The organism is Treponema rectale, assembly GCF_014202035.1.
In the GTDB taxonomy this organism is placed as follows: Bacteria; Spirochaetota; Spirochaetia; order Treponematales; family Treponemataceae; genus Treponema_D; species Treponema_D rectale.
Genome location: NZ_JACHFR010000001.1, coordinates 969,978 through 996,573, shown reverse-complemented (window position 1 = coordinate 996,573; position 26,596 = coordinate 969,978). Strand labels below are relative to the sequence as shown.

The following is a 26,596-nucleotide window of genomic DNA, read 5'->3' as shown; positions in this document are numbered from 1 at the left end:
TCTGCTACTATTTTCGGTTGTTTGCGTTGGAATAATTATTTAAAGAATTCTGCTGGGCCTCAAGATTATTAAGGGTTCCTTCCATGCTTGCGTATTTTGATTTAAGCTCTGCTTCTTTTCTTTCGAGCTGAGTTTCCAGTCTTGTGATTTTTGAATTGGAAGATTTTATATTGCCTTCAAGGGCGTTTGTTTTTGCAGAAATAATTCCACCGGACTGAACCCAGGATGTAAGCTGCTTGTCCAGAAGGAAAGCAACTCCGTTGTCTATGATAAGATCTCCGTCTGAGTCAAATCCGAACATGTTTTTTATTTCATTCAAATTTGAAGCAAGCATTTCATCAAGTTTTTTTTCGTCTACTTCCAGATATCCCCTCATCTGTCCCGGATTATATCCACGGTTTCCAGTGCTGGCATTGGTTGAAATTCCTATCTGAGAGAGAAGGGTTATCTGGGCGTCAGTTGAGTATCTGTATCCTGAAGAAATTATCCTCTGAAGGGATGATTTTCCATTTGTAAGGGTGAAATCTCCCTGGAACATTCCAAGCCGTTCTTTAGCCTTGTCCTGTTCATCAGAAGTAAGGTAGTCAAGTTCAGAAATTATTTCACTTTTATCGGAAGACAGTATATTCATTTCTGCTATTGTCTGATTGTAGTTTCCGACAAAATTTATCAGTGCGTCTTTTGCAGATTCTGTATCAGGATCAATTTTAACGGTTACTGTTTTTTCACTGGTATCATGCAGGTGCAGGGTTATATGCGGAATGACGTCATCTATGTCATTGGAACTGCGGGTCATTGTAATGCCTTCGTATTTTATTACAGCATCTCCTGCTTCCGTAATTGCATGTGACGGTGCAAATCCTTTGTTTTTTGTTGCGTCAAATGCTTTGAATGACGATACAGTTATTACAGAATTCGTGCTGCTGTTTCTGACTATCAGGGACTCTGCATCCGGATAGTCAGAAAGATTGACGGTAACATCTGTCATTGAGGTTTCTTCGTTTTGTTTGAATGAAGCCGGCTGTATTTCTGTTTCTCTGCCGGAAGAGTCTTTTATAAAAAAATAGTGAGAACTGCTTATTGGTTCAAGCGGTTTCCAGTCAGGATCCTTTTTCATGGCGGGGTCACTGAGGCTGTTGCTCACTGATATTCCTCCGTAAAGAATTTTCCCTGCTTCAGGCATTGATGGAAGTGAGGATCTCTGGTTTATTTCATCTGTAATATCCTGTGCAGGATCTGATTTATATGAAAAACTTATGGCAAAATCTTTATTGTTTTTTGCCTGAGAAGGAATTTCTGTTTCAAAACCGCTTCTCTGCGGAACAGTGAAAGCTTCTTCCTGAAGGGTAATATTGTCCTTTGAAATTTCAGGCATTCCTTTCTGAAAGACTGCATCTTTTGTCTGAGTATCTTTGATTTTTGACAGACTGTCTGCAAAGCTGAAGGTTTCCGGTTTTACTTCGCTTATCATATCTATGGTTTTTACAAATTTAAGGGCATCATTTTCAAATTTAAGGGAATTTTCGTTACCGGTTTTAAGGGATTCTATTAAGAGGGATTTTTTATCCGCGCTTACACCTATGAGGCTGGCTTTTACTGTCGTTCCGCCGCGTCTGTTTACTGCTGCGACAAAATCCGTTACCTTTCCGCCTTTCCAGTTAAAGTCAAGAGATTTGTCTCCTGTGCGGAATGTATACTGTCCCTGAGGTACTTCAAGATCCTTGTCAATGGAACCGCTTAAAAATCTGTCTGCAGTAGCCGGTTTTACGACATCGATTTTAAAGGAACCGTATTCTGCTTCCCTTCCTGCGTCTACAGTAAGTGCATTTTCGTCTGAAGAGGTCGTAAGTTTATTGTTGAAGGGATTCTCGAAGGAGTAGAGTGTTTTTACGCTGTCCCTGAGCGTGGACATTTTCTGGTTGACATTTCTCCAGGCATCCTGCTGTTTCTGATATGTCTCTAATTGAGTCTGCTCTCTTTTTAATGGAATGCGTTCCACTTCCATTAAAGATTCAACGAGATCATTTGTCTTATATTTGTCAGAGACGCCTGGAATTCCGATTCCGTCTGCCATAGAATTATACGCTTTTTTCCTGTTAGTTTATTTGAAGAGTCAGATAACTTCGTCAAACAGTAAACCAATCTGACGTTTCAGCCTGCTCTGAAATTTCTGAACCTCTTCTGATGGAATTTCGCGAATGACTTCGTTTGTCTTGGAATTTACAACTTTGACGATAACTTTATTGAGATCTTCGTTCACGTTAAACTGAAGCTTGTGGCCCATTACCATGTCAGAAAGCCTCTGAAGTTCCTGTACATCGGCTTTTGTTGCTTCAATATTGCGTGAGATATTTTCTGAAACTTCTGCAGCACTATCAGGCAACTTATTCATGGAGTCCGTCTGGAGCTTTATGTTTTTAGTTGTCTCAAAAGAACTGCTGACTGTGGTGCCATCCATTGCACCGGTCTGTCCAATCGTACTGATGGTATTCATGGTGTTCCTCCTTGAAAAGAGATGGGGAAGGGGGCGCACCCCTCCTCACTCTTACGTGATTCTATTGTCCAAAAGAAGACATCCAGATTTCTCTCAAAACAATATCCTCACGGTTTATTCTACTGAAGCAATGCCAGAACGTTCTGAGACTGGCTGTTTGCCTGAGCAAGCATTGCTGTGCCTGCCTGAGAAAGGATTGAATTCTTTGTATATTCAACCATTTCTGAAGCCATGTCTGTATCACGGATACCTGATTCTGCTCCCTGCATGTTTTCTGCAGCTACTGCAATACCGTCAGAAGCCATTTCGAAACGGTTCTGATATGCACCGAGGTCTGCTCTCTGACGAGAAACAGTCTTAAGTGCTGCATCGATAGTACCGATAGCCATGTTTGCAGTATCAGGAGTAGAAATACTGATCTGATCATCAGTTCCCTGTGTTCCTTTCAGACCAAGTGCCTGAGCGGTCATAGTTCCGATGAAAGCAGTAACTCTCTGATCCATGTTTGCACCAACCTGGAATGTCATAACCTGATTTGTTACAGAGTTTTCTGCAAAACGTCCTGTAAGAAGGTTCATTCCATTGAACTGTGCCTGACTTGCAATACGATCAACTTCTGCTACAAGCTGTGAAACTTCAACCTGAATCTGCATGCGGTCCTCATCTGAGTAGATACCGTTGGCAGACTGAACTGAAAGTTCGCGGATGCGCTGAAGAATGTCTGTAGTTTCCTGCAGGTATCCTTCTGTTGACTGAATGAAAGAAACACCATTCTGAATGTTTCTGTTAGCCTGATTCAGTCCGCGGATCTGTGAACGCATTTTTTCAGAAACTGCAAGTCCTGATGCGTCATCTCCAGCTCTGTTGATTTTTTCGCCTGAGCTGAGCTTTTCAATGCTGCCCATAAGCTGTGAGTTAGAAACTCCGAGCTCGCGGTTAGCAAACATTGAACTCATGTTGTGATTAATAACCATAATTGCCCTCCATGATTCTTTACGTAAAGCATCGTGCTGTTACGCCTGTTTGTATGGGAAGACACCGGTTTTTGCGCCCCCGGAGTCCGTTTTAGTCCCTTACAGCAGGAACTGTTTCTTATTTTAGAGCCTTGTACAGAAAAATAAGCAACCGTCTGTGCTGTTACAAACACATTAAGGGCATTTTCAAAGAACAATAAGTCCTCCTAAAACAAAGGACAAAATGATCGTAATGTGGGTGCGATTTTGATTAAACGGGAAGGTTAAAGAAAATGTACCGCACAACAGTCAACATGGGTATATTTTGGATACACCCATGTTGAGATTATACTACACTATTGAAGCAAAGACAAGACTGACTGGCTCTGACTGTTAGCCTGAGCAAGCATAGCTGTTCCTGCCTGTGTAAGTACTGAGTTCTTGGTAAACTCTACCATCTGAGCTGCCATGTCAGTATCACGGATTCTTGATTCAGAAGCCTGAGTATTTTCAGCTGCTACATCAAGTCCCTTTACTGCGTAGTCAAGGCGGTTCTGATAAGCACCAAGGTCTGCACGCTGTTTGTTGATCTTTTTGATAGCTTCATCCAGTGTGCCGATTGCGCGGTTGGCTTCATCCGGTGTCGCAATTGTCATTACATCTTCGGTTCCGATTTCACGAATTCCGAGAGCCGATGCTGTCATCGTTCCGATGTAAACCTGTGTTCTCTGGTCCATGTTTGCACCGATGTGGAGCCACATTGAAGCAGTTGGAGTGTTTTCTCCTGTTGGTTTTGCAAAACGTCCTGTAAGCATGTTCATACCATTGAACTGTGCCTGGGATGCAATGCGGTCAACTTCTGCAACGAGTGCTGAAACTTCAACCTGAATCTGCATGCGGTCTTCATCGCTGTAGATTCCGTTTGATGACTGTACTGCGAGTTCGCGGATGCGCTGAATGATGTCAGTTGTTTCCTGAAGATATCCTTCAGTTGTCTGAATGAAACTGATACCGTTTGCAGCGTTTCTTGAAGCCTGGTTCAAGCCGCGAATCTGAGAACGCATTTTTTCAGAAACTGCAAGTCCTGAAGCGTCGTCTCCGGCACGATTAATCTTTTCGCCGGATGAAAGTTTTTCCATGTCTTTAGTAAGGCTGCCGTTGGTAACCCCTAAAGTACGATTGGAATACATTGCGGACATGTTGTGGTTGATAACCATAGTTTGTTCCTCCGTGGAAGTTGTCAGGTCAAAATCCTTTTTAACCTGTTGTAAAAGAAGGCATCTGCATTACAAGGCTACATCTGCCTTTCTTTTACATGAATACCCTGACGGCTTTTCGATTTCAACGAAATCATACCGCCATAGTTATTCTCTTTGACTATCGGTTTGAGGTTATGAAAACTTTAATAAAATTTGAGATTTTTTTTATTTTTTTTTTTTAATTCCGGCTGTCCGGTGCTGCATCAGTAGAAAAAGGACAGCCGGAAAGAAATGTTTACTGCATCTGGGAAAGGGCTTCTGCTGCTATTTTTTTTATTGCACGGGCTGCTTTGCCTCTGTGGCTTATAGCATTTTTTTGTTCAGGAGAAAGTTCTGCCGCCGTGCAGTTTTTTTCCGGCAGGAAGAATATAGGGTCATAGCCGAATCCTCCGCTGCCTTTCTGCATTTTTATGTCCGGAATTATTTCTCCTTCCATGGTTTCCTGTGCTACAAAGAGTCTGTCCGGTCCCATATAAAGAACCATTGCGCAGACGTAATGGGCTTTTCCAGTAAGGGTGGAATCGGTTTTTACTGCATCTGCGACCTGTTTTACAAGGTATTCATTCTGCAGCTCCTGGGGAATTTTACTTCCGTCCGGTTTACCTTTCATGAATTGTGGTCCGGCATAGCGGGAGGTGTATATTCCCGGGGAACCGTTAAGTGCGTCTGCGCACAGCCCTGAATCATCTGCAAATACGGGGCAGTGTACGATTTCCCAAAGGGCACGGGCCTTTATCAGGCTGTTTTCATAAAAAGTTTCGCCGTTTTCTACAGGATCAAAATCAATTCCTTCATCTTTTGGCGTAACAATCTGATGTTCGGGAAAAAGTTCTGCCATTTCCCTTTTTTTATGATCGTTTGAGCTTGCAAGGTAAATTTTCATGATGCTGAGGATACCATTTGAGCTTTACCTTGTCCATGTCATCAGAAAGTTTTTTAAGAATGTACTCGCAGTGCCTGACGGATAATCCCAGAATTTCCGCGACTTTTTTTGTACTTGGAACAAGCCGGCAGTATTTTGTGTTAAGCCTTCTGTTTGCCTTTTCCCAGATCTTCGTGTGCCTTTCATAACGGGATGCCAGATGTTCCGCCCATGAACTTCTGCGGTCAACGCGGGGAATTTCAATAGAGTACTTTCTGTGATAAAAGAATGCATTGTCTCTTGTGCGGGTGCACATGTTCCTCCTCTGTATTTTTGTGGAAAGAGTAGATTTTGCCTTTGCGACCATTTCGTGCAGTTCTGATTTTGTTATGTCGGTCAGAATGCTTACTTTTTCAATTATGTCTTCCGTTACATCGAAACAGGCTTTCAGTGTAAGTATCAGAATAGCTTCTTTTCTGAAAGTTTCGTCCGTTCGGGTAAGGGCAGGATTGCCTCTTCTGCGCCGGAGCCGGTTTTTATGTTCTTCCAGTTCTTTTATGTTTTTTATTTCATCAAGACTGGGTTTTGTATCTTCTGTAAATGCTTTTACGGAGCTTTCGCAGTTTCTGTACTTGTCAAATTCCGTGTCATATTCTATTTCCTGTATGCTCAGGTAACTTTCTGCTGTTGCCGCCTTTCTTACGATTATTTTTTTCCAGTTGAAAAGTATTTTCCGGATATGGGAAAACAAAAAGGAAAAAAAAGTTCCGTCTGCAGGCTGGTAGGATTCAAGAATTTTCTTGAATTTCGGCTGTATGTATTCAAGAAAATCCATGAAACTGTCGTAATCCATTGCTCCCAGGGCAAATTTTGTTCTCTGGGTGAAAACCGTTTCCCAGATGATTTTTGCTCCTTCGTCTGACGTAATGACATTTTTCTTTACGGCCAGAGCCGTAAGTTCCAGTTGATCCATTTTTTATACCCTCCAGTTTTAAATGATCAGTTTTATATATGCAATTTCCGTGCCATGATGAAATTATGGAGATATGTGAGTTTCTGGAGTTTTAGATGAATAAAAAAAATATTAATAAACTGATAAAATAATTATTTTACTTATTAAATAAGTGATATTTATGATTTTATTAGGAGTAAGATTATATTTATCAAGCGGCCGTAAAAAAAAAGCCGGGAGATGGCATGTTCCCGGCATGTTATTTTACTGTCCGACGTTTTTTTTTACAGAACTTTCATAAATTCTTTTATAAGGAGAGGCAGAAGTGTCTCTATACGGCCTTCCGTACTGGCTCCGCTAGCATTTTTGTGTCCTCCGCCTCCAAATTTAGCAGCAATGAGGCTTACGTCGCAGCTGTCTTTTGACCTGAGCCCGAGGGTGCAGGTGTGTTCTGTATCCTGCCTTACGAAAGCTACTGCTTCTACACCCTCTACGGCAAGCATAAGGCTGTAAAGTGCATCGCTGTCTCTTCCTTCTGAACCGTATCTGCGCGTATCTTCCATTGTTTCGTATGTAACTACAAGTTTTCCTTCGGCATGACGTTCTGCCCGGTCAAGCATTATTCCTAAAAGCTTTCTGGTAGACCACGGCTTTCCGCCAGTCATGTCCTGGTATATGATGCGCGGATTTGCTCCCGCGTCTACAAGTCTTGAGGTTTGGAGGAATACTTCCCTTGAATCTTCCGTCAGGAACCTGAAATAACCTGTATCTGTTGCCATTCCGAAGAATATTGTTTCTGCCTGTTCCTTCGTGAGCTGCCCTGTTATGGCTTCTACCAGCTGCTGAACTATTAGGCAGGCAGCAGGGCTGGACGGGTCGATTATGGTGTTGTCTCCCTGAACATCTGCCGTCTTGTGATGATCTATAATGAATGTATCGAATCCCTTTAAGTCTCCGTCTATTTCTCCCAGCCGCTGAATTTCGCTGCAGTCTGTAATTATCAGTCCACAGGAATCCCGTTCCTGTTTGTTCATGAAGGGAAGGGTGTCTGTGAACATTGAACTGTATTTTTTTATTTCGCTTCTTTTGAATGGGCCTGCATTAATCATTATGTATGGTTTTTTGAAATAATCAGCAATGTAGGAAAGTCCAATGCAGCTTGAGATGCAGTCACCGTCAGGTTCTTTGTGGCCTGCTATGATGAAACTTTCATGATTTTCCATGAAGCTTTTGAAATTCTTAATCTGTTCCGGTGAAACGATTTTCATTTTTTTATTCCTTGATTTTGATTGAGGGGGTAGTACAAACCCTCAAAACGGCGAAGTCAAGGCTTTAAGCGTTAGCGTGCCTTGACTCGACGTATTTTAAAACAAAAAAGGCGGGAACTTTTGATTCCTGCCTTCTTCCGTGTAGAACGCGGTTTAGTATTCTATCGTGAGGGTATCTGCATCGATTCCCTCAATCTTGGCTCCGTTAGGCATGAGGCCCCATATAGGATCCCTCTTGTCTGTGGTTATGTTAAGCCAGACTTTAAGAAAGTTTCCGTCCTGCTTAATGACTGTCATGTATGGACTGACGCGCCTTGCCTTTTCACGGAATTCCAGTTTGCGCGGTTCTTCTTTCATCCATGATTTAGGGAGTGTTACCTGTCCTACCTGATATCCACCTTTTGCATAGAGAACGACGTATGCATCTTTTGAATCCATGACGCGGTAAATCTCCACGTTCTGATATGTAAGCGGAGAAACGTTATCGCCGTGATCCCAGATTGGGGTGGACTGTTTTTTGTCCTGCGCAATAAACGGTACGCAGATGCAAAATGCCAGCGCAAGGGCTGCTGATAATTTTTTCATGTTTGACCTCTTTATATTAAGGCGAGCATTATTGCTTTTATGGTGTGCTTCCTGTTTTCTGCCTGGTCAAAAACCCTGCTTGCATTGCTTTCGAATACTTCTTCCGTTACTTCCTGTCCTTTTACGGCAGGAAGGCAGTGAAGGAATATCGTACTGCTTTTTCCGGTTGCAGCCATAAGTTCTCTGTTCACCTGATAAGGCTGAAGAAGCTTAGTTCTTTCATCCTTGAGGGTTTCTTCTCCCATTGAAACCCAAACATCAGTATAAAGGCAATCGGCACCTTTGACAACAGAAATTTCATCAGAAATCGTAATGGAGGCTCCAGATTCCTTTGCAAACGGAGTGCAGATTTTTATTATTTCTTCATCAGGAGACAGTTCTTTTGGTGCAAAAATTGAAAAGTTGATTCCGAATTTTGCGCAGATGAGCATGAGGCTCCTTGCCATGTTGTTGCGTCCGTCGCCGCAGAAACATACGGAAAGTCCTTTAAGCGTGCCGAACTGTTCTTTTAATGTCATTATGTCCGCAAGAACCTGAGTAGGGTGAAAGGAGTCTGTAAGTCCGTTTATGACCGGTATACCAGAATGTTTTGCAAGAAGTTCTACGTGTTCCTGCTTAAATCCCCTGAATTCTATGGCAGAAAACATTCTTCCAAGTACGCGTGCCGTATCTTCTACGCTTTCCTTTCCGCCGAGCTGGATGTCGTCAGTTGACATGAAAACAGGATGTCCGCCTTCTTCGCCAAATGCAGTCTCAAAACTTGATCTGGTTCTGGTTGAACGTTTTTCGAAAATGAGTGCGATTGTTTTTCCCAGAAAACGCTGATGAACTTCTCCGTTGTGTGACTGTTTTTTTACCAGAAAGGCTTTGTCGAGAATCCATTCTATTTCTTCTCTTTTCCAGTCAATCCAATTGAGGAGGCTTCTGCCCTTAAAAGGACTTTTGAATTTTTCTGCTTTCATCCCTCAGATCTCCTTTTTTTCTTAAATAAAAAAAGGCTTTCCATTGCTGAAAAGCCTTTTAGTTTTATAGGGGCAATAGGATTTGAACCTATGACATACGGAATATGAGTCCGGTGTTCTACCAGCTGGACTATGCCCCCATAGAATGATGAGAGTATATATTTTTTTATTTGTTTGTGTCAATAGAGTTTTTAAAAAATGAATCAAAAATTTTTATGAATTCATCCTTTTGAGAGCACACGGCATATTCCTGTTCTCCATCGAGGAAGAAAATCTGAGGAAGCATGATTATTCCGTGACTGGCTGCAAATTCAGAACCTGCTGCTGATGATGCATCCAGCTCCTGAAATCCGGCATCTGTTCCTTTTATTTTTGTGAGTATGATCTGTTTTATATCCGTGCAGCGGGGACAGTCTTTCTTTGAGAGCAGCAGGACTGTCATTGTTCTTCCGACTGTTCCATTTCGAGTCTTTTGACTTCGTTTACGAATTCCGTGAGGTTGGCAAACTGTTTGTAAACGCTGGCAAATCTTATGTATGCAACTTTATCAACGTTGTACAGTCTTTTAAGTACCAGTTCTCCAAGGTCAGCGGTGCTTATTTCACGACTGGATTTACCAGCCTGATATGCCTCGTCTTCGATTTCGTCGTTTATCTGTTCGATGAGGGAAGTAGGAACCGGTCGTTTTTCGAGGGCCCGTTCGATTCCCTTGTAAAGTTTCTGAGGATCAAAAGGTTCCCGTCTGCCGTCGCGCTTTATTACCATGAATGGTTTTTCTTCAATCCGTTCATAGCTGGTAAATCTGTATCCGCAGCTGCAGCATTCCCGCCTTCTGCGTATGCTTCCTCCGTTTGCCATTGTTCTTGATTCTATAACCTTGTCTTTCAGGCTTCCGCAATAAGGACATCTCATTTTTCAGACCTCCTGTGTTTTTTCTGGTTGTATGTCTTCAGTTTTTCCATGAGTTCATTCTGTTCTTTAAGTGCGCTTTCAAGTCCCGGGTACATGAGCCTTGCTGCCGGCGGCCGCAGGAATACTGTCAGTACTGTACATGCGGCAGTCTTTGCAATCTGGATGTTAAGATAAAGGATGTGGCTTTTTAAAATATCGCAGGCTGAGTCTCCGGATGAATGAAGGTACCACAATAGTCCGGGAATGTAGCTTGCTGCCAGACCTGTTGCTGATGCTGCCGCTGCCTTTATGAATGTGCCAGAAACTGCCTTTTCGTACGGGGCAGGATGTTTGATTATCAGTCCTGAAACCAGAGCTCCTGTAAAAAAACCCCAGAGCCATCCTCCGTTTTCTGATGTAAATGCAGCAAATCCTGATTCAAAACCGGGAAAAACCGGAATACCCAGAATTCCTGCCATTATGAAAAGGCCTGCTGCTGAACTTCCGTTTATTCCTCCGAGTATGCATCCTGACAGCACGGCTGTCAGGTTCTGTACTTGAAGGGATGTCTCATTTGAAATGAATGAAAATAAAACCGTGATTCCGGTCAGAAAACTGCAGGCGATTGTACAGGAGCTTCTGAGTGCGTTCCTAAGCGTCGTTTCCTTCATCAGCTGTCTCCTGTCTTTTTTTGAGTACGCCTTACGGCCGGTTTTTTTGAGGCAGTTCCATCTTTTTTTGCAGTTCCGGAAGTTTTCTTTACTGCGGCCGTGCCTTTTTTTACGGTTTTCTTTTCTGTTGTTTCAGAAGTTTTTTTTGCCGTTCTTCCGGATTTTTTTGCCGGCAGGGACTTTTTTTCTTTTTCTTCAGAAGAAGGAACAGTTTTTCCTGTCTTGCGTCTGCCCGGCTTTTTTGATTCAGGCTCTTCCTTGAGTTGAGGCCCCGTACTTTCTGTTTCTTCAGCTTCATCAGTACTTATGCCGGCTTTATTTTCTGTAACTATGCAGATTTTTATTTTTGCGGAAGCCGGAACCTTTAATTTTTCAGGACTGATGAATTCCTTCAGTGCGCGCAGGAAAACTGCTGCAATTATTATGAATATGGCACTCAGGGCAAAATAATCACCGAATACTGCAAATACGGTCGGCTTACGCTGGTAAACGGGAACGCTGACGGCCATTGCATCTGTCGTAAAAGGCATTAAGTCTGCTGCGATTTTTCCGTTTGGAAGAATAACTGCTGAATAGCCTGAGTTGCAACAACGTACCAGTGTCGTCCTGTATTCAATTGCCAGAAAACTTGCAACCACGAAGTGCTGGTATTCCGCAACAGGTGTTTTTGACCATGAGTCATTGGTTATGTTCATGAAGGCTTCGCTTCCTGAGTTGTAAAGCTGCCTGCATACTGCCGTAAATGAATCCTCAAAGCATATCGGTGTCGTAAAACTGAAGAATGCGTCTGGATTTTCGGCCTTGTTTTTTTTGTATTGTTCCGTAACGGAAGAGTCAGAGTTTCCGTTTTTGTCCAGGGCGATTACAGCCCGGCTTTCTCTTCCGATATTAAGGGGAGTTTCCTCATGCCTGGCTGATTTTAACGGTATCTTGAACAGTACGTGCTGAAATCCCGGTTCCCATCCGTCGGAACCGTACTGAACTACATCATCCATTATGTATTTTATAAAAGCATTGTCAGAGAAGGGAATGTATTCAGCAAAAGGAACCAGCTGCATTTTGCTGTAAAATCCCGAATACTTGCCTTTTGCATCATAGAATATGGCACTGTTTGAGTTTATGTGCCTTTTTCTGTCTATTGCCGTGTCACCGCCGATTATGAAAGGGGTTCCCGTGTTTTTTATGAAGGATGAGAGGCTTTCTTTTGCAGGATAATCCTGGTAAAAGCCTTCTGAACCCGGAAATTTATGGGACAGCACACCCTCGCTCCACAGTACCAGGTCTGCCTCAAGATTTCTGTCATTGAGGTTTTCCAGAGCCTGACTGGTAAGGTTCATTGTTACTTTTAAGGTTTCAGATTCGTCAGTTTCCCATGGATCCCGGTTCTGCTGTACGATGACTGTGTTTACGTGCTTGACCGGATTTCCCGGAAACAGATAGTTCCACGTACCGTAGACAAGACAGAGAAGGAATAAAAATGCAGGGAGTTTTATGAGGGATTTCAGCTGACGGAGGGAACTGGAGAAGTGTTCTGAATTTCTTTTTCTGAGGAAAAGCTGTACTGCTTCTGCGGCTGCGGCATTTGTCAGGGAAAAAAGGAATGTTATTCCCCATACGCCGGTTATGTCGGAAACTTGTGTTATCAGCTTCCACCGGTAGGAGGACATGAATATCGTTCCCCAGGGGAATCCCATGCTCCCTGTGGATTTTATGTATTCCCATGCCGTGTAGCAGAGTGCAAACCAGATGCTTCTCTTTATCATTCCGGTATGGTCAGAACCTGCCAGTTCCTTCATTCTGTCTGTCCGGGTTCTGTATGAAAGCAGTGCGAAAAAGAAGAGTCCGCAGCATCCTCCTTCAAAAGCTGTTCCAAGGGCGCTGGCTCCAAGTGCAAATATGCCGAAACCGCGGAAATTTCCAAGCCACCAGCAGGAGGTCAGGTGAACTGTAAGCACTTGAAGTGAAGTAAGAAAAAAGGCTTCGTGAAATGACCGGGATCTGCAGATTGCCGTGTAAAGAGGTATGAGTGCTATGAGTCCTATTGACGGAATTCCGAATATGTAAAAACTGCTCGGAATGGCAGCGGATAAAGCCAGCCCCGAAAAAACCGAGCAAAAAACTTGTAAAATGAAGGAAATCATTATATCATCTTAATTATTACAGATAAAAAAAGCAACATTCAATTAAAAACAGGGGTTTAGGGGTATCTGTCTATGGACGAAGTAATTCAGCAGCATAAAAAAGAATACGGACGCAGGCCTGATGTCGTTGCATCTGCTCCGGGACGTTTTCATCTTATGGGAGAACATACGTGGTTTTTCAGGGATAAGACACTTTCCATGGGAATAAACCTTCCGGTATATGTGGCTGTATCGCTGCGCAAAGACCTTGAACTCAATATGAATTTTGTTCAGATGGGCGAAAAAAATCATGCTGGAATTGTTCAGCTTAAGATAAAGAAGGAAGACAGGTGGGCTGCATCGATAAAGGCGGTCATCCTTGCTTTCTGTGATTCCGGATATGAATGCAGGGGAATGGATATTACTGTCTGGACTCAGGTGCTTCCATCCGCCGGCTTTGGCATTACCAGTGCTGTAAAGGTTGCTCTTGCATGGGCTGTCAGAAAGGCATTCGGCTTTGACTGCGGGGATTCCGTACTGCTTCAGGTGCTTGAGAAGGCAAACAGAAAATTCCTCGGGCTGAATAACCTTAAGGCAGATAATTTTACTGCCGTATACTCAAAAGAAAAGTCATTCGTCCTTACTGATTACGGAAACGGTACCTGCCAGAATATACCTTTTGATTTTGAAGGCAAGACGATTGTCCTTACAGATGCGGAAGTTCCCCGCATAACCACGTGGAATGAAGAGAGTCTCTTTCAGCCTGAAAACGTCCTGCTGCTTGGAGAACTTAAGGAAATAAGGTCTAACGTATTTGGAGGCTGGCAGTATGAAGAAAACCGCTCCGAAATTGCAGAAGTATTTTCGGTTGTAAACGAGGATACTAAGAGAAGGCTTACCTGTGTAATGCAGGAACATAAGAATGTTCTGGATGCAGTAAATGCCCTTTCGAAAGGTGATTTTTCGATGTTCGCAAGGTCTGTAAACAAAAGTCACGAGATAATGAGGGATCTTTATGATATTTCATGTCCGGAGATTGACTGGCTTTTGAAAAGAATACAGGACATTGCACCGAGCCATGATTACATAAGGTCTCCGGAAAGCTGCGGAAGAATTACCGGCAAAGGCTTCGGACGCTGTACATATTCCATATTAAAGACGGAAGATCTGGATAAGTACAGGGAAAAGCTTGCTGAGTATGAGCGTATATTCGGATTTTCACCAAAACTTTATGAAGTTAAGCCTGCTGAAGGTGTTAAGATTTTATGAAGATTCTTCTGACTAATGATGACGGTTTCGGAGCTCCGGGGCTCGAAAAACTGTATGAAGTTCTTTCTCCGCTCCATGATGTTACTGTCGTTGCTCCTTCGTCAAACCGCTCCGGCTATTCTGCAAGAATTACTATGGAGCGTTCCATGGAACTGATTTCTTACGGCAATGACCGGTATGCCCTTGACGGAAGTCCGGTTGACTGTGTTATTGCTGCGTTCAGGGGTTTAATGAAAGATTGTCTGCCGGATCTTGTTATATCAGGTATAAACAGCGGCTATAATCTTGGAACAGACATAATGTATTCTGGAACCTGCGGGGCTGCACGTCAGTCTGCCGTAAACGGTATTCCCGGAGTTGCCCTCAGCGTGGCGGAAAAGAAAGAATCCTCCGGTGTTTATCAGTTTGATGCAATGGCAGGGTTTGCCCTGAAGAATCTTCAGCAGCTGAAGGAATTGTGCAGTTTTTCCGGAAAAAAATGTTCCGGGGAACTTCCGTATTTTGTGAACGTTAACGGTGCTTCCTCAGATGCCTATAAAGGTGTATCCTTTACTTCATTGTGCTACAGAAAGTATAATGACAATGTCGTCTCTGAGGTTAAAGACGGCCGCCGTTTCTTTACGATTACAGGCGGTGGCAGTATAGAAACTCAGGGAGACGGAAACAGTGATTTTGCTGCGGCAGAGAACGGATTTATAAGCGTTTCTCTTGTATATCCCGGTGGTGGATGTGCGCGTCAGCCGGAATCCTGTGCAGCGGATTTCATTCTGTGATTTGGAAATTCCGGAATCTGCTTTTACTGCTGCCGTTTGTATTGAGGGGAACATGATGGCTAAAGATAATTTTGAAGAAAATGCTCTGAAAGAAGGTATATCTCTTTTTAACCGCGGTAATTTTTCTGCAGCCCTTACTTTTTTTCTTTCCCTTCCTGATGATGAGGGAATAGATTCCGTTGAACTTTCATATTATCTGGGGCTGTGTTATTCAAAACTTAAAAGATATGATGATGCCCTTGCATATCTGGAGCAGGTAGTAACTTCTGCCCATGGCAGGAGCCCGGCTGAAATTGACGAAGGACGAATTTTACAGTGCAGGTATATTCTTGCCGTAATATACTGTCTTACGGGAAGGGAAAAGCTTGCGGACTTTGAGTTAAAGAAACTTCTGGAAACAGGATATAACCGGGATAAAGTTTATTCTTCACTTGCTTATATTTCCTGGGAACGGGGAGAATCAGACCAGGCGGTTGAATACTATGAAAAGTCTCTTCTTGAGAATGAAGCGAATCCAACCGCCCTTAACGGACTTGGCTATGTGCTTGCGGTAGAGGGAAAGGAACTTACGAAAGCCCTCAGCTGCTGCAAGAAAGCTCTTGATATGGAGCCGGAAAACGCAGCGTGCCTTGACAGCCTGGGATACGTATATTTGAGGATGGGACTTTATTCAGAAGCCCGCAAGTTTTTGGAGCGGGCATACAGTAAAAGACCTGACAGTAGTATTATTGAAGAGCATTTACGTGAACTGCAGGCGGGGGAAGAATGAAAAGGCTTTTGTTATTGATTATACCGGCAGCTGTTTTTTCTGCATGTTCAAAAAAGCCGGAGGTGTCTTATGTGGAACGCAAGAGTGTTCTTGAAGATACCATGAAGGATGAAAAATCTTCTTCCAGGTCTGCCTATGCCGGTTTTGCGGAAAATGAATTCAGGCTTGGAGTTCAGAGTTATTACCGGGGACAGTTTAATGAGAGTATTCGTGTGTTCGAACAGGCACTGTCACATCTTCCCGGCGAAAACATGGTTTTAGACTGGCTCGGAAAGGCTTATTACCGTTCAGGGGAAGAGGGATCTGCCCTCCAGCAGTGGAATTATGCCATTTCTCAGGGGTACGGAGGAATACTCCTTCAGAACCGCGTAGAAATTGTCAAGGACCGCCGCATTACGGAAAAACAGTACGGTTACATGCAGAGCTATACGGAGTCAGGTTCCATTCCTTTTACAAATAAGGGCAGCCTTATTTACAGTCAGCCGGTAGCTGCACTGCCTCTTTCGGACGGTTCCCTGTATGTGCTTGCGTACGGTACAAATGAACTTTTGCATTTCAGCGTGAACGGGGACGTTCTGGAAAGAAACAGGGGGCCTCTTAACGGATTCGACAGGCCTCTGGATATTATCAGGCTTTCTTCCGGAAAACTCCTTGTCAGTGAAATGGCAGGCGACAGGCTTGCACTTCTTGAACCGGATGGAAGTTTTATCCGCTACATAGGAAAAACAGGAATCAATGTAGGGGAGATGGTTGGGCCTCAGTATCTTGCTGAAGACTCTTACGGAAACATATATGTTACTGACGGCGGCAATAATCGTGTTGATGTTTTTGATTCTGAAGGAAAGGGGCTTTTTTATTTTGGAGCACAGACTTCAGTTTTCGAAGGATTTGGACTTCCGACAGGTATAGCAGTAAGAAACGATATAGTGTACGTGGCAGACCGGATACGCGGCGGAATTTACATGTTTGACCGCTTTGGAAATTATATCGGTGTGCTTGTCAGGGATGAAACCCTCAGAAAGCCGGAAGGTATGAAAGTATGGGGTGACGATTCTTTTGTCATTACTGATGTGGTTACAAATGAGGAAGGAATCTCAAAAAGTGTTGTTTATGCAGTGGATGCAGCTTCCGGGGCCGTTCACCAGATTGCTTCTTCCGGTCATGCTCCGTCGAAACTTACCAGTGCCGTTTCTGATGCCAACGGAAATCTTATCGTAACGGATTTTATGGCAAATGAAGTCTGCATTATGTCTGGAGTTGATGAGCTTGTAGGCGGACTTTTTGTTCAGATTGAGCGGGTTATTGCAGACAGTTTTCCGAAAGTCATTCTTGAAATACGTGTAGAAAACAGAAAGAGGCAGCAGATTGTCGGACTGCAGAAGGCTAATTTTATTATCACGGAACAGCATCATGCCGTAAATGATGTCAATTTTATCGGAGCCGCAAATTATAATGATTTTGCTGACATTACTTTTGTAATAGACAGAAGCATGTCCATGAAGCAGTATGAGGAACAGCTTAATCATGCGGTTCGTGAAATCGCCGCTTCTATGGGAGCAAAGGGAAACATTACGGTTATCAGTGCCGGAGGTGAGCCTGTTCTTGAAGGCAGCGGAAGCAGTGAGAATTATGTTTCCTTCTCATACAAGAATCTTAAGGCTCCATATTCTGAAGTTGTGTCTTTAGACCGGGCCTTAAGACTTGGTGCAAATGATCTGATTAACAGGGAAAGAAAAAGAGGCATCATTTTCTTAACAGCAGGAAAATCAACTCAGAATTCCTTTACGAAGTACAGTCTTTCGGATATTGCAAATTATCTGAATAACAATTCAATATCTCTGAGTACTATAAATTTGAGTGACGGCGCTCTGGATGATGCCATAACTTATCTTACGGAAAATACTACAGGAAAGCATTATTATGTATACAGACCTGAGGGAATATCAGAAGTTATCGATGATATTGTGTCACTTCCGTCAGGACTTTACCAGATAGAGTATACTTCATCCATGCTTACGGATTACGGCCGGAGATATCTGCCTGTTGAAGTTGAGACTTATCTCCTCAACAGATCCGGAAGGGATGAAACCGGTTATTTCGCACCCCTTGAGTAAATGAATCTGTAATAAACTGACTGCCAGTCTGTTTTACAGATTCACCTTCATATTTCAGTCTCTCTTTACAAACTGAATGTAATCCAGACTCATTCCCGTATGACCGAGTCTGTTTTTGCTGTTTGCAGTAATTTCTACGAGAATAGTTCTAGGCTCTTCTATCGTAAAATATACAGGAACCCTTGATGTCAGTTCCCAGGAACCTAAAGGCGGGTCGCTTGGATATATTCTGTAGGAAATTCCGTCAAGAGAAAGATAGAATGCACTGTGGTCTCCGTCCGGGGCTTTTTCACAGAGCATGCATTCATAAGTTCCTGCAGGAAACTTAATTTTAAGACTGGCAGATGCCGCTTCGTCATTAAGCCGTGCACAGTATTTTTTGCTGGCAGCAGGATCATACATAACGATAAAATTGTGAAGAAGCATGGATTCTACTTCGTACCTGATTCCTCTTCCGGAATAGTTTATTACAGGAAGTTCCGTAAGTACGGGAGGAGAAGGAGGAATTTCTTCCTCGATATTTTCATTTAATGCCTCGTTTTTTGTAGATGAACAGGAAATGAAGGCAAGTATTGCTGCGAAAATCGGTAAAATCTGTTTTTTCATATTTACTCCGTAAAATATCGTGTCATCTTCGTGTACTGTAATTCTAACATAAGTTTTATAGTTTTGGAACACGGGGTTTTGCAAAGTTTTTCAACATGTTCTGGAGCAGTTCGTGAGCCTGTTCTGCAGAAACGTTTTCTCTTTTTTCATGGTATTCAACAAGGTTCTTTGGGATCTCATCGATAAATCTGCTTGGTTCGCAGCTTACGCTTGCATTCATTTTTCTTCTGCTCTGACAGCTTGATATAAGCAGTCTGTCCCTTGCTCTGGTTACGGCAACGTAAAAAAGCCTGCGCTCTTCTTCAACGGCATTTTCTCCGCCTTCCTCAACGGCCCTTGCATGAGGCATAAGGCCTTCTTCTGCTCCTGCTATGAATACAACTGGAAATTCAAGTCCCTTGCTGGCATGAACTGTCATAAGGTTTACCTTTCCTTTATCCGCTTCTCCGTCATCAAGATCATCCCTGCTTAAAAGAGTAATGCGGTTCAGGTAGGCGTAAAGGCTTGTGTCTTCGTTCATCGGATTGTTTTCCCACTGTTCCATGCTTTTTATAAGGCTTTCAATGTTCATGAATTTAAATCTGGCTGCTTTTTCGCTTTTCGGATTATCGGTTACGAGAAAATCAAAATAATTTATGTCAGCAACCATTTCCCTTACTTTTTTTGCAAGGCCTTTTCCTGAAAGCATGCTTTTGTTGTTTTCGATTATTGAGACAAAACTTTCAAGATCGGCTTTAGTTTTTTCCGATACCGGACATTCTTCCTGGGGACAGGTCAGTATTGCCTGAATTGCATCATAAAGTGGACAGCTCAGGTTTTTTGCGGTTTCATTAAGCACCTGTATCGTCGAGCGGCCGATTCCCCTTCGTGGTGTGTTGATTATCCTGAGAAGGTTTATATCATCATCATGATTAGAAATTACCCTGAGGTAGCTTATTATATCTTTAATTTCTGAGCGTTCAAAAAAAGATGTTCCGCCGCTCATTGTATACGGAATGTTGTTTTCCAGAAGGGCTTCTTCAATGGCCCGGCTCTGTGTATTGCTCCTGATAAGTATGCCGAAATCATCATATTTTCGTTTTTCGTCTGCTGAAATCCCCAGAATTCCTTCTGCTATAAAATCAGCTTCAGCTGCTTCGTTTTCCGGCATGTAAAGTTCTATAGGTTTGCCGCTGCCGTTTCCGCTCCATAGTTCCTTGTCTTTTCTGTTTGTGTTGTGTTTTATGACACCGTTTGCAGCAGCAAGAATGGTTCCGGTGGAACGGTAGTTCTGCTCAAGCCTTATTTCCTGTACTCCTGGAAAATCCTTTTCAAAGTTGATGATGTTCTGGTAGTCTGCACCCCGCCAGCTGTAAATGCTCTGATCGTCATCTCCGACAACAGCGACGTTTGTATCAGAAAGAAGGTGCATGAATTCATACTGCTGGTGGCTTGTATCCTGAAATTCATCAACCATAAGGTATTTGTATCTGGCTTTATAAGAGGCAAGTACGTCCGGATGTTCCTTAAAGAGTCTGATTGGAAGAACGATGAGGTCATCAAAATCAACTGCATTGTAAAGTTTAAGTCCTTCCTGATAGCCTTCATAGAGTTTTTTATATGCGTCCTGACTGTGTTCCCAGTTTTTTCGTCCTGTTTTTATGTCGCTGAATAAAGTTACGGTTTCATATAGATCCATTGCCTGGGCGCTCATTCCCAGTTCCCTGGCAGTTTCTTTAATGAGGGCTTTTTTATCAGTTTCGTCATATATAGAAAAATTATTTCTCCATCCAAGCTTGTCTATGTCCTGTCTGAGAATTTTTACTCCGAAAGCATGGAAGGTACTGACCGTAAGATTCTGGAGTTTTTTTCCTGTCAGTCCCTTTATTCTTTCTTCCATTTCCCTTGCAGCCTTGTTAGTAAAAGTAAGGGCAAGAATTGCACTTTGGGGTATTCCTTTTTCAAGCATGTTTGCAATACGGAAGGTTATTACACGGGTTTTTCCGGAACCAGCCCCTGCAATAATCAGGATGGGACCTTCTATTGTTGTTACGGCTCTGTACTGCTGTGGATTAAGTTCGTCTTTTAATGTGTCTTCAAGCATAGGGAGAGTATTTTAATGCTAAATTTTAATGGGGTAAATAGGGAGAACCTTAAGGGAATCTCTAAAAATTGCAATTTTTAGAGATAACTCTGAAAGAGCGATGTTTTAAGTCGTGACATTACAACGACTTAAAACTCGTCGGCATTCTCTAGAAATACACATTAGTGGATTTCTAGAGATGCCCTTAATCTTTTTTTTCTATCATTCGTGCCTTACGGATCTTAAGGGCAGGATTTTTGTCCTCAAGATTATATATGGCTTTTTCAAGCCTTGCTTTTTTTTCTTCGCCGAAATCAAAGAGGCTTTTTTGAACGGGAATGTCCTTTGATTCTATATTGCACGCGCAGACACCGAGAAGCCGTATTCCTGAAGTACCGTCGTATTTTTTCATGAAGAGTTTAAGTGCCCTTTCGTAAAGGTCATCGCTTGAACTGACTGGAGTAAGAAAGGTTTCCTGGACTGAAACCGTGGTAAAATCTTCATAGCGTATTTTAAGCATCACAGTGCGTGTTCTGGAGTTTTCTTTGTGAAGTCTCCACATTATGTTCCAGCATAGTTCCATTATGGCTTTTTCGATGGAATTTCTGTCGGTTAAGTCAAAATCAAAGGTTGTTTCCGTGCTTATGGAATGATTTTTTGCCTCTGAACCAAAAACATAATCTTTGTTTCCCCTGACGGCATTGTACAGAAAAGTTCCTGAGGACTGTCCGAAAATTGAAATTAAAAGATTAAGCGGTTTTGAATGTATCAGTTCAATTGTTGAAAGACCTATTTCTTTGAGGTGATTCTGGGTTTTGGTTCCTGCTCCCCATAGTTTTTCCAGTGGAAGGGAAAGCATGAATTTTTCTTCATCTCCGTTTTCAACTATGGTAAGTCCGTCCGGCTTTCTGTAGCCTGATGCTATTTTTGCAACATACATTGAGGAAGAAACTCCTATGCTTACTGTAAGGCCTGTTTTTTTGTGAACTTCATTTTTGATTTTTAAGGCGGCTTCTCTTGTGCTTCCGAATAATTTTTCTGTACCGGTCATATCTATAAAGGCTTCGTCTATGGACATCTGAAGTACTTCCGGTGAATAGGAATTGAAAATCTGCATGATTTTGTGGGAAAGTTCTGAGTATCTTGAGTAATTCCCCCTCAGGTAAATACCGTCAGGACAGAGTTCAACTGCTTTTGAAAGAGGCATGGCAGAGTGTATTCCGTATCTGCGGGCTTCGTAACTTGCAGTAGATACAACGGCACGGCGGTCTCCTGGCAGTCCTCCGACAATGACGGGTTTTCCCCTGTACTCAGGATGGTCATTCTGTTCAACTGAGGCAAAAAAGGCATCAAGGTCTACATGAAAGTATTTTTTTTCACAGACTGATGAATTCATGGGTTAATTCTCCGCTGCTGTTTAATGACCATGCGTTTATGATTATTTTTGGATTTGCCTTTTCTTCGCTGGAGTATACGATTTCAAGTTTTTCTGCCGGAAATTCAGGAAGAATGAACCTTACTTTCTTTGAATCCGTAAATTCATACAGAAAATTACTGTCAAAAAGCGGATTTGTGTTTTCGTCTTCGATTGTTATGTCGTACTTTATGTATTTGTGAGGAGCTTCAATATACAGATGTCCTGTCCTTATTCCGTAGAATACAGAATCTGTTTTCTGTACTTTCAATTGAGGAGGCTGTTCATTACCTGCTTTTATCACGGCTTTATCGTAAACAGAAAGTTTTTCAGGTTCAGAAAAGAAAATGGACTTCGTGAAGAATATTGATGCGGAAAGTATGCCTGTCGTTATGAGTATTGCCAGTGCATAACCGGAACAGGTTACGATTTTATTTGAACGGGGGGAGTTTTCTATTATTTTCAGCCGCATTATGATTCTCAGCCAGAGAAGCTGAAGGGGAAATATGGCGCAGCTGAAAACTATGCTGAGTGAAAAGGTTACTGGAATTTCATGAAAAATAAGAGAGGCATTTACCGGAGCGAGTATTGATTCTATAAGGTGAATTCCTGAAAACAGCAGGAGAAGGAAACATATTATAAGTACTGCCGTATTTTTTTGCCTTGAACTGATGTATATGATCAGGTATTCAAAGAGAAAAAAATACATGAGGGAAAACTGAATTGAAGAGAATATGAAAATATTTGCGGCACCTGCTATGAGCATTTGAAATGCAAAGCCTGAAAAGGATACGAAAAAATTCATATGCATCTGCAGTATGAACAGTATGAGCATGATGGTTATTGAACTGAGGGATGAAAATATAAGGCTTCCCGTAATCGTTATGTTCAGATAAAAAATGAGGGCCGTTAGCATTATGTATACAGGAATCCAGAAAACGGTCCTGGTCAGGTTTTTAATGCGTGAATAGTTGATGCTGTTTTTTGTAAATGCTTCAAAACAGAGCTTAAGCAGAATTAAAAATGTAAAGGTAATGAATAAAACGACGGAAGTACTTTCATTGATGAAAAAGCCCCTGTTGAATAGTTTTACGAAAGAATAGTTTCTGTCGTATCTGTCGCTGCGTTTTTTTATAAGGTCTTTTGCCAGGGAAGCAATAATTTTTCCGTCGCCCTTCCGTACGCCGATGCCTGCTGCCGCAATACCCCGTTTCAGAAATAGACCGGTCCTTTCATCTCTGCCTTCAAGATTTCTGTACATTCTGAAAATATAGTTAGGAAAAAGTTTAATGTCCCTGTCTTCTTCCGAAAAGGCGGAGTGAACTGCGCTTACAAGCCATAAGGGGGATATTTCTCCGTCGCTTCCGGATATTATTTCTCTGTCTCCAGTCGTGTGATAAAGGCATAGGGCACATGCAGAGGAGTTTTCGTATATCTGTTCTATGAATTTTTCAGTAGGGTTTGGAGACGGAAAGGAATCCTTTATTGAAAAATCGTTTTCTGCCGCGCTTAACAGGACTGTACAGGTGAAGGGAAGTTTTTCTTCGTTTATTCCCTGAAGGAAATTCATTACGAAAGTACTGTCTTCAATGTAAAAATTCTGGGTAAAGGCAAAGATTACGTTTTTTATTGAACTTTTATTGTCATCAGTGTCAGGATTTCCCTTTATGGTTATGACGATGTTTTCAGGAAAAAGATTGTCTTCGTTTACGGGGGTAAGGTGCTGGTATTCAGCGGGATAGCCTGCTTCTGAAAGTTCTTTGAAAATTGACTCTGACATCTGTGCCGGGGTCATCAGGGAAATTCCATTTTCCAGAGCCTGCAGAGACTGAAAGGATATCATGAGAAAAAATATTACCGCCAGCGGAATCCGTCTCAGTTTCAGCAGCATCATATATTTGAGTTTATAATTTTAGTGTTTACAATGCAATACCCATGCTGTATAATGGTAGTAGTATGTGCGCGGAAAAGAAAAAGTTTATTCTTGATTTACCTGTAAAGATTATTCTCACGGAGGACGGGGCCTCAAGTTTCATAAGTAATAAGAAAAAACTCCTGCGCATTCGCCTTGCTGATAATCTTGAAGAATATGGGGTCAGTATGGATAAGGTATCTCCTATGTCCATTCAGAGTATGATTCTTCTTGATTACATTTCAAAAATTGAAATTTCCATGCCTGAATTTGTTACCCGCCGGCAGGAGGTTATGGATCTTTCTAAAGTTATAGTTTTTTCCATCCTTTACAAACAGTTTGACCGTGAAATTTACAATTCCTTTATAAAATGTGACATTGTGCGCCGTCATAACAGGGCTAATCCTTCTCAGCTTATTGATGAAAAGACTGTAATGTCTGATAAACAGCTCAGGACTCAGCTGTCCATAAAGGATAATGTAATTCAGATGGCAAGGCAGACAATACTTGAACCAGTCTGGAAAAGCATCATGGACAATACGGAATTTACTCCTGAAGAGAAGAATGTTTATCTTCTCATGACGGAAAAGTTTCTTAACCGCCTCAGTCTTATGAACTGGTATATAATTACAAAATTCTATAAGGCAGACGGCTTTAATGAACTTTTAGGAATTCTCCGCCAGTCTCTTGCCAATTACATGGAAAAATCAAAAGTTGCAGAATATATTTCCGTAATGGTGATGGAACTTGCCCTTAATGCAGAGAATACTAATATCCGCAAGGAAGCCCGTATCCTTTACCGCGGTGTAGAAAACGGTGATACCCTTATTTATGATCCTGATATCCGTGCAAAAATTGTAAAGGAAATGGAACGGAAGCATGAGCTTGTATTCGTTTCATGGAAAATCGGAGGCGGTACAGCTGCTATCGGAAAGCAGGGACGTCTTCAGATAACTCTTTACAATAAAGATGATGAATTTCAGGAAATGAAAGAAAATATCGAAAGCAAGATGTCTGCAGACCTTAACAAAAGGTCCCTCATAGACTTTTACCGCCAGATGCCGGATGAAGCTGAAGGTACAGATCTTGGACTGTATTATCTTTCGTATCTGGAAGATGCCTGTAAAAAGGTGAACGTTAAGTTCGAGTCTCTTGTAAATCAGTTTACGTCAACAGACCTTACAGTCATTACGCTTATTTTTAATTTTTAGACTACATGCGGCACAAAGTTTTTCTGTATACAGTAATTTTTTTCGCGTTTGTAATATGTACATCCTGTTCTGATAACAGTCCTTCAGTGGCTTCCATTCAGGCTGTAACGATAATGGAATTCAAGGATGAAGTTTCGCTTCCGTCCGTAAGGCTTGCTCTTTTTGCGGAAGCATCCAGTGATGTTCAGCGGGCAAAAAAGCTTCGCGTGGTAAGTCGTGAAACAGGATTGTCATGGAACTGCACGGATTTAATAAAGTTCTCGGAAGGAAATAAAAAGAACTGGACAGGAAGTTCCAGTATTGTTCCTGCAGAAAACGAAATGATTCCTGAGGGAGCGTATTCTGTTATATATACGGACTGTGCTGATGCTGTCTGGGAAGGCGCCTTTTCGGTCCGTTATGACAGGGAATTACTTACAAAGAAAGCCCGTGAATTTCCGGAGTGCATAAAAGTTTCCAAATCAGAGAAAGCCGCAGTGTATGATGAAAACGGTGTATTGAAATATTTTGGTGAAAAAAAGAAAACCTGGACGACAATAGAAAAAGTACGTGCTGATATAAAAGATGCTGCTTCATTCAGAATCTGTTATTATCTCAGCGGAGAAAATATTATGATACTTATGCCTGAATACGGCATATCAGACAAAAAGTCTGAATAAAAAATTTTTAGGAGAATTAAGGTGAACGAACAGGAAACCACGGCTGACAGTAATAATTCGTCGGCTGCTGTTGCAGAGGATCCCGGCGCTGACAGTAATAGTGCAGTGTCGGTTTTCAGAAGGACAATCAAGACTTATGTTCTGCGTGCAGGACGTATGACTGACAGTGAGAAGCGCAGTTATGAAGAACTGCATCAGGTCTGGTGTCTCCCTTTTGAGCACAAGACATTAAATTTTACAGAAATTTTCGGTAATACAAATCCGGTAACTTTTGAAATTGGTTTTGGAATGGGACATGCTACGGCTGCAATTGCCAGGGCTAATCCAGAGATGAATTATATAGGCTCAGAAGTACATGTACCGGGTGTTGGACGCCTTCTCAGTGAAATAAAGAAAAATCAGCTTAAAAATCTTTTTATCATAGAATATGACGCTCTTGAAATTCTTAAGAGCATGATACCTGACGGTTCTATTGAAGCATTTCATATTTTCTTTCCTGATCCATGGCCTAAGAAGAAGCATCATAAAAGACGTCTGGTACAGCGCCCGCATACTGATCTTCTGATGCAGAAACTTACTCCAGGCGGTTACATTTATTTTGCTACTGACTGGCAGGAATATGCGGAGGAAGCCCTGTCTGAACTTGAAGCAACTGATGGCTTGAAAAACAGATATGAAGGTTTTGCTCCTCATCAGGAGTGGCGTCCGCGTACGAAATTTGAGCAGAAAGGTATTGATGCCGGACGTAATATTTTTGAACTGTATTTTGAGAAGGAAGAATAGAAAAGAT

General features: G+C 42.2%; 24 protein-coding genes and 1 tRNA gene. 7 read left to right on the top strand and 18 right to left on the bottom strand.

Annotated features, from left to right (window positions below):
• Positions 1-7 precede the first annotated feature (7 nt).
• From fliD to lnt, 14 genes are all read right to left on the bottom strand, one after another.
• The gene (fliD, locus tag HNP77_RS04300; protein WP_184651918.1) at positions 8-2,074 is read right to left on the bottom strand and encodes a flagellar filament capping protein FliD; all 2,067 of its coding nucleotides are present in this window, start codon (positions 2,072-2,074) and stop codon (positions 8-10) included.
• Positions 2,075-2,113: 39 nt separating this feature from the next.
• The gene (locus HNP77_RS04295) at positions 2,114-2,494 is read right to left on the bottom strand and encodes a flagellar protein FlaG (RefSeq protein ID WP_184651917.1); all 381 of its coding nucleotides are present in this window, start codon (positions 2,492-2,494) and stop codon (positions 2,114-2,116) included.
• A gap of 119 nt (positions 2,495-2,613) precedes the next feature.
• Entirely contained in the window at positions 2,614-3,468 is an 855-nt protein-coding gene (locus HNP77_RS04290) for a flagellin N-terminal helical domain-containing protein (RefSeq protein ID WP_184651916.1), read from the bottom strand.
• A gap of 335 nt (positions 3,469-3,803) precedes the next feature.
• A complete protein-coding gene (locus tag HNP77_RS04285) occupies positions 3,804-4,664 on the bottom strand; it encodes a flagellin N-terminal helical domain-containing protein (RefSeq protein ID WP_184651915.1) in 861 nt (286 codons plus the stop codon).
• Between the two features lie 277 nt (positions 4,665-4,941).
• Entirely contained in the window at positions 4,942-5,589 is a 648-nt protein-coding gene (locus HNP77_RS04280; RefSeq protein ID WP_184651914.1) for a non-canonical purine NTP pyrophosphatase, read from the bottom strand.
• Positions 5,555-6,541 carry a hypothetical protein gene (locus HNP77_RS04275; protein WP_184651913.1) on the bottom strand — a complete coding sequence of 329 codons (987 nt, stop codon included), beginning with the start codon at positions 6,539-6,541 and terminating at the stop codon, positions 5,555-5,557. The genes HNP77_RS04280 and HNP77_RS04275 overlap by 35 nt, the downstream gene beginning before the upstream one ends.
• A gap of 263 nt (positions 6,542-6,804) precedes the next feature.
• Complete coding sequence (locus tag HNP77_RS04270; protein ID WP_184651912.1) at positions 6,805-7,788, bottom strand: DHH family phosphoesterase; 984 nt, start codon at positions 7,786-7,788, stop codon at positions 6,805-6,807.
• A 153-nt stretch (positions 7,789-7,941) separates the two neighbouring features.
• Positions 7,942-8,373: a hypothetical protein gene (locus HNP77_RS04265; RefSeq protein ID WP_184651911.1), complete on the bottom strand. Its 432-nt coding sequence runs from the start codon at positions 8,371-8,373 to the stop codon at positions 7,942-7,944.
• Positions 8,374-8,384: 11 nt separating this feature from the next.
• A complete protein-coding gene (gene argF, locus HNP77_RS04260) occupies positions 8,385-9,335 on the bottom strand; it encodes an ornithine carbamoyltransferase (RefSeq protein WP_184651910.1) in 951 nt (316 codons plus the stop codon).
• A gap of 67 nt (positions 9,336-9,402) precedes the next feature.
• Positions 9,403-9,475, bottom strand: a tRNA-Met gene (locus HNP77_RS04255).
• A gap of 26 nt (positions 9,476-9,501) precedes the next feature.
• Positions 9,502-9,777, bottom strand: coding sequence for a hypothetical protein (locus HNP77_RS04250; RefSeq protein WP_184651909.1), 276 nt, complete (start codon positions 9,775-9,777; stop codon positions 9,502-9,504).
• Entirely contained in the window at positions 9,774-10,247 is a 474-nt protein-coding gene (gene nrdR, locus HNP77_RS04245) for a transcriptional regulator NrdR (RefSeq protein ID WP_184651908.1), read from the bottom strand. The genes HNP77_RS04250 and nrdR overlap by 4 nt, the downstream gene beginning before the upstream one ends.
• A complete protein-coding gene (locus tag HNP77_RS04240; protein ID WP_184651907.1) occupies positions 10,244-10,897 on the bottom strand; it encodes a biotin transporter BioY in 654 nt (217 codons plus the stop codon). Before HNP77_RS04240 ends, nrdR begins: the two co-directional genes overlap by 4 nt.
• A complete protein-coding gene (gene lnt / locus HNP77_RS04235) occupies positions 10,897-13,038 on the bottom strand; it encodes an apolipoprotein N-acyltransferase (RefSeq protein WP_246428846.1) in 2,142 nt (713 codons plus the stop codon). The genes HNP77_RS04240 and lnt overlap by 1 nt, the downstream gene beginning before the upstream one ends.
• A 72-nt stretch (positions 13,039-13,110) precedes the next feature.
• On the opposite strand from lnt, the gene HNP77_RS04230 reads away from it, so the two are divergent.
• The 4 genes from HNP77_RS04230 to HNP77_RS04215 are packed head-to-tail and all read left to right on the top strand — an operon-like array spanning position 13,111 to position 17,942.
• On the top strand, positions 13,111-14,286 hold the full coding sequence (locus HNP77_RS04230; RefSeq protein WP_184651905.1) for a galactokinase: 1,176 nt from the start codon (positions 13,111-13,113) through the stop codon (positions 14,284-14,286).
• On the top strand, positions 14,283-15,059 hold the full coding sequence (surE, locus tag HNP77_RS04225) for a 5'/3'-nucleotidase SurE (RefSeq protein ID WP_184651904.1): 777 nt from the start codon (positions 14,283-14,285) through the stop codon (positions 15,057-15,059). The genes HNP77_RS04230 and surE overlap by 4 nt, the downstream gene beginning before the upstream one ends.
• A 55-nt stretch (positions 15,060-15,114) precedes the next feature.
• Complete coding sequence (locus HNP77_RS04220) at positions 15,115-15,828, top strand: tetratricopeptide repeat protein (protein ID WP_184651903.1); 714 nt, start codon at positions 15,115-15,117, stop codon at positions 15,826-15,828.
• A complete protein-coding gene (locus HNP77_RS04215; RefSeq protein ID WP_184651902.1) occupies positions 15,825-17,942 on the top strand; it encodes a VWA domain-containing protein in 2,118 nt (705 codons plus the stop codon). Before HNP77_RS04220 ends, HNP77_RS04215 begins: the two co-directional genes overlap by 4 nt.
• A gap of 54 nt (positions 17,943-17,996) precedes the next feature.
• Here the strand turns inward: HNP77_RS04215 and HNP77_RS04210 are convergent, their stop codons facing one another.
• The 4 genes from HNP77_RS04210 to HNP77_RS04195 form a co-directional block, all read right to left on the bottom strand.
• Positions 17,997-18,548, bottom strand: a complete 552-nt coding sequence (locus HNP77_RS04210) for a hypothetical protein (protein ID WP_184651901.1) — start codon at positions 18,546-18,548, stop codon at positions 17,997-17,999.
• 55 nt (positions 18,549-18,603) lie between these two features.
• Complete coding sequence (locus tag HNP77_RS04205) at positions 18,604-20,631, bottom strand: ATP-dependent helicase (RefSeq protein WP_184651900.1); 2,028 nt, start codon at positions 20,629-20,631, stop codon at positions 18,604-18,606.
• Positions 20,632-20,815: 184 nt separating this feature from the next.
• Positions 20,816-22,006: a DNA polymerase IV gene (gene dinB / locus HNP77_RS04200; RefSeq protein ID WP_184651899.1), complete on the bottom strand. Its 1,191-nt coding sequence runs from the start codon at positions 22,004-22,006 to the stop codon at positions 20,816-20,818.
• The gene (locus HNP77_RS04195) at positions 21,987-23,867 is read right to left on the bottom strand and encodes a hypothetical protein (RefSeq protein WP_184651898.1); all 1,881 of its coding nucleotides are present in this window, start codon (positions 23,865-23,867) and stop codon (positions 21,987-21,989) included. Before HNP77_RS04195 ends, dinB begins: the two co-directional genes overlap by 20 nt.
• A gap of 113 nt (positions 23,868-23,980) precedes the next feature.
• Here HNP77_RS04195 and HNP77_RS04190 point away from each other — a divergent pair, with 113 nt between their 5' ends.
• From HNP77_RS04190 to trmB, 3 genes are all read left to right on the top strand, one after another.
• A complete protein-coding gene (locus tag HNP77_RS04190) occupies positions 23,981-25,147 on the top strand; it encodes a DUF8084 family protein (protein WP_184651897.1) in 1,167 nt (388 codons plus the stop codon).
• A gap of 86 nt (positions 25,148-25,233) precedes the next feature.
• Positions 25,234-25,806 (top strand): hypothetical protein, encoded by a 573-nt coding sequence (locus HNP77_RS04185; protein ID WP_184651896.1) that lies wholly within the window; start codon positions 25,234-25,236, stop codon positions 25,804-25,806.
• Positions 25,807-25,827: 21 nt separating this feature from the next.
• Positions 25,828-26,589, top strand: coding sequence for a tRNA (guanosine(46)-N7)-methyltransferase TrmB (gene trmB, locus HNP77_RS04180; RefSeq protein ID WP_425506732.1), 762 nt, complete (start codon positions 25,828-25,830; stop codon positions 26,587-26,589).
• Positions 26,590-26,596: the final 7 nt, after the last annotated feature.